This window comes from Castellaniella sp. (assembly GCF_041675725.1).
Lineage (GTDB): Bacteria > Pseudomonadota > Gammaproteobacteria > Burkholderiales > Burkholderiaceae_B > Castellaniella.
In genome coordinates, this window is record NZ_JBAYTI010000116.1 from 1 (window position 1) to 3696 (window position 3696).

4 protein-coding genes are annotated in these 3696 nt (G+C 64.4%); 2 read left to right on the plus strand and 2 right to left on the minus strand.

Translation table 11 applies throughout. The annotated features are described in order from the left end of the window. Both WCZ84_RS13810 and WCZ84_RS13815 read right to left on the minus strand, forming a co-directional pair. Positions 1-323, minus strand: a 323-nt coding sequence (locus tag WCZ84_RS13810; protein WP_372686856.1) for an iron transporter, incomplete at its 3' end; no start/stop codon positions are given. A gap of 148 nt (positions 324-471) precedes the next feature. Further along, positions 472-1563 carry an NADH:flavin oxidoreductase/NADH oxidase gene (locus WCZ84_RS13815; protein WP_372686857.1) on the minus strand — a complete coding sequence of 364 codons (1092 nt, stop codon included), beginning with the start codon at positions 1561-1563 and terminating at the stop codon, positions 472-474. A 116-nt stretch (positions 1564-1679) separates the two neighbouring features. On the opposite strand from WCZ84_RS13815, the gene xseA reads away from it, so the two are divergent. Both xseA and xseB read left to right on the plus strand, forming a co-directional pair. After that, positions 1680-3251: an exodeoxyribonuclease VII large subunit gene (gene xseA / locus WCZ84_RS13820; RefSeq protein WP_372686858.1), complete on the plus strand. Its 1572-nt coding sequence runs from the start codon at positions 1680-1682 to the stop codon at positions 3249-3251. 5 nt (positions 3252-3256) lie between these two features. After that, positions 3257-3523: an exodeoxyribonuclease VII small subunit gene (gene xseB, locus WCZ84_RS13825; protein WP_372686859.1), complete on the plus strand. Its 267-nt coding sequence runs from the start codon at positions 3257-3259 to the stop codon at positions 3521-3523. Positions 3524-3696 lie beyond the last annotated feature (173 nt).

The following is a 3696-nucleotide window of genomic DNA, read 5'->3' on the forward strand; positions in this document are numbered from 1 at the left end:
ACCATGGGCATCAGGTCGCCTTGAATCACCTGGCCACTGCCACTTTTTTGCAGCCGGTACTGGATGTTCAGATAAGGGGCCCAGCTGCCTTCTGGCAGGCCATTGGGATTGTCGGCCGTCGCGTGGATGTCGGCCTCGAGGTGAATGTCGGAATCGCGCGCCGCGCGCATCATGCCGTCGGGCTCCATTTCGACCGGCTGCAGGTACACCGCGGCCACCTCCAGGCCGTGCATCTCGACGGGTTCGCCGATCGGGTATTCGGCCGCCCACGCGGGTGCGGCCAGGATCAGGGCGGCGCACGCCGCAAGCGATTTGATGGACATACAGGTGCACTCCGTCAGGGCTGGATTCGAGAAAGGGCCGGATTCGAAAAAGACCGCTTCATTCAGATGCTGAAGAGGTCCGATTCAACTTTTTAAATGATAACCATTCTCGAAGAGTTCGCGCAATAAAAATCATTTGCCGGTTCGTTCAGCGGCTGGCCGGTACGAGGCCACCCGCCCATTTCGCCGGGCTGACCCGTTCGTATTGGACCGGATAGTGCGCCACCCCACCCAGATCGAGTGCCGCCTGATACGCCCAGTGCGGGTTGTGCAAAAAGGCCCGGCCCAGGGCAACGGCATCGGCCTGGCCCCGCGCCAGGATGTCTTCGGCCTGCTCGGCGGTCAGGATCAGGCCGACGGCAATGACCGGGATGGACACGGCCGCCTTGATGTGGCTGGCCAGGGGCACCTGGTAGCCTGGTTCGAGCGCAATTTTGGCTGGCGCGATACCGCCGCTGGAAATGTCGACGAAATCGCATCCCAACGACTCGAGTGCCTGCACGAACACGGTCGACTCTTCGAGGGTCAGACCGTCGGGAAGCCAGTCTGTGGCGGAGAGCCGCAGCCCCAGAGTGACGGATGGCGGGATGGCCTTGCGCACTGCCTCGAACACCTCGAGCGGGTAGCGCATGCGGTTATCGAGCGCGCCGCCATATTCATCGGTGCGCCGGTTGGACAGGGGCGAGAGAAACTGATGCAATAGATAGCCATGCGCCCCATGCAGCTCGATCACATCGATCCCCAGACGCACCGCCCGTTGCGCGGCCGCCACGAAGGCTTGTTTGATGCGTGCCAAGTCCTCGTGCGTGCAAGCGCGCGAGCGGCCATCGGGCGTATCCGAGGACGACAGGGTCTGCCAGGCATCTTCGGCCGCCGACAAAGGTTGGCCGCCCAGCCAGGGCACCTGTGAAGACCCCTTGCGCCCGGAGTAGTTCAACTGTATGCCGAAACGGGCGGCGCCCGCCTGACGGCAAAACGCCAGCACCTGCCCCAGAGCCAGTTCGTTTTCATCTGAATACAGGCCCATGCAGCCGTGCGTGATGCGGCCCGACCGAAGCACGCCGGTCGCCTCGATGAGAACCAGGCCTGCACCAGAACCCGCCAGGGTCGCCAAGTGCTTGAGCTGCCACTGGCTGGCACAGCCGTCATGGGCCGAATATTGGCACATGGGCGACACCACGATCCGGTTGGACAAGGCCTGCCGGCCCAGTGTCAAAGATGAGAACAATTGGCTGCTCATGAATGGTCCACTCCTGGCTCAGGCCCGGGCTCCGCGCCTGTTGTGCTAAAAATAGAAAGCTTCGCCCAAGTTCGTGTTGGATGCAACCTCCCTCTTCTCAAGGCCCAGGATCGCCCATGTCGCGCCATTATCTGAACGTCCCCTTCAGGGAAAAAGACCAGGCCAAGCGGCTCGGGGCCCGCTTCGACTGGGAACAAAAGCGCTGGTTCGTGCAAGGCGGTGCCGATCTGACGCTTTTCGCGGCCTGGCTGCCCACGGACGATGCTGCGCCCGGGCCGGATTCCGACGCCCGCCTGGACGCAGGTCTGGCCACCACCCACCCGGCACCCCCCGGCATCCCATTGTCGCAGCTGCTGCGCAGCGTGTCCGTGGCGGTTGCCCAGATCTGCAGCCCGCAAGGGGTCTGGACCCTCGTCGAGGTCATGGATGTCAAAATGCGCGGCCACGTGTACCTCGAGGTCTCCGAACGAGACGACACCGGCCTGCCCGTGGCCAGTGCCCGGGCGATCATCTGGCAATCCTCCGCAAGCAGGATCCTGCCCGAGTTCGAGCAACTGGCGGGGGTGAAGGTCCAGGCGGGGATCAAACTGCTGGTCCGCGCCCGGCCTGAATTCCATATCCAATATGGGTTCAGCCTACAGATCGACGCCATCGACGCGCAATATACCTTGGGCCAGTTCGAGGCGCGCAGGCGCGAAATTCGCGCGCGGCTGCAGCGCGAAGGCCTGTTCGAAAAAAACCGCAGCCTGCCGGCCCCCTGGGACTACCGCATCGTACTGGTCCTGGCCCCGGTGCAAGGCGCCGGCCTGGGGGATTTCCGCGCCGAGGCGCAGCGGCTCGAAGCCTTCGGAATCTGTCGCTTCATCTATGCCAGCAGCCGCTTCCAGGGTGAGGGCGCAGCCGCCGAAATCCTGACCGCGCTGGGCCAGGCCCTGGACCGGATGGACACCGCGCCGGATGCCGTCGTCATCATACGGGGCGGGGGCGCCGTCGGCGATCTGGCCTGGCTGGACGACTACGACCTGGTCCGCAGCGTCTGCCTTCTGCCCATTCCCGTCCTGACCGGTATCGGCCATGAACGCGACCATGTCCTGCTCGACGAAGTCGCCCAGACGCGCTTCGATACCCCCAGCAAGGTCATTGCCGGCATCGAACAGCGGATCCGGCTGCGCACCGACGAGGCGATGGCCGCCATGGCGGGGATTTTCCAATCCGCGCAAGCCAGGACGCAGCAAGTGGCGGCGCAGACCACGCAACATATGATCCAGATCCGTGCCGATGCGCACCGTCAGGTGCAGGCAGCCGGCAGCCGCTGCAATCAGCTATCCCGGCGGGTCGGCCATGAGGCCGCCAAAACAGTTCAGTCCGCCCGCATCCACGCGCAAAATCTGCTGGATGAAACCCGCCACGACGCGCAACGCCACCTGGTCGTGGCCCGCCAGGCAGTCCCCGCGCTGTGGCTGCAAGGGCAGGAACGGATGGGCGCCCTGCTCGGCCTGGCGCGTGTGCGCAGCCGCGGGCTGGTGCGCGAAATTCTGGGCCAGGGGCCCGAAAAGACACTGACACGGGGTTTTGCCATCGTGCGCTCGGCCCGCGGCACCCCCATCATGCGCGTGGCCGAGGCCCGCGATGAACCCACGCTCGACCTACAATTCAAAGACGGCATCCTGCCCGTCAAACCGACTTGAAACCCATGGACCACACACCCGACAGCTTCAGGAAAGCGTACGACATCCTGCAACGCCATGCCGAAACGCTGCGCAGGCAGGACGAACCCAACATCGATGAATTGCTGGACATCGTCAATGAATCCGTGCAGGCATACAAGATCTGCAAGGAGCGGATCGAAGCCGTGGAAAAAGCGCTCGAGAAAGCGCTCGAAGATCCCGATCTCCCAGAGACGCCCACGGCCCCGGACACCGCCCCAGACCCGGATGACGATGCAGACATTCCTTTCTGAACGCGCCTGGAAACAGGCCGGCCGGTGTGGCGATCGGCCCGGGCTCGCAGCCCGGGCGTCCATCATGCACCTGCGCATCTGGCCAGGCGCCCGAGCGTGTATCATGACGCGATCGTGCCTGCATCCCTTTGCCGCCCCTGCGCGGGCCACCCGTACACCGGCCGGGCGCTGGG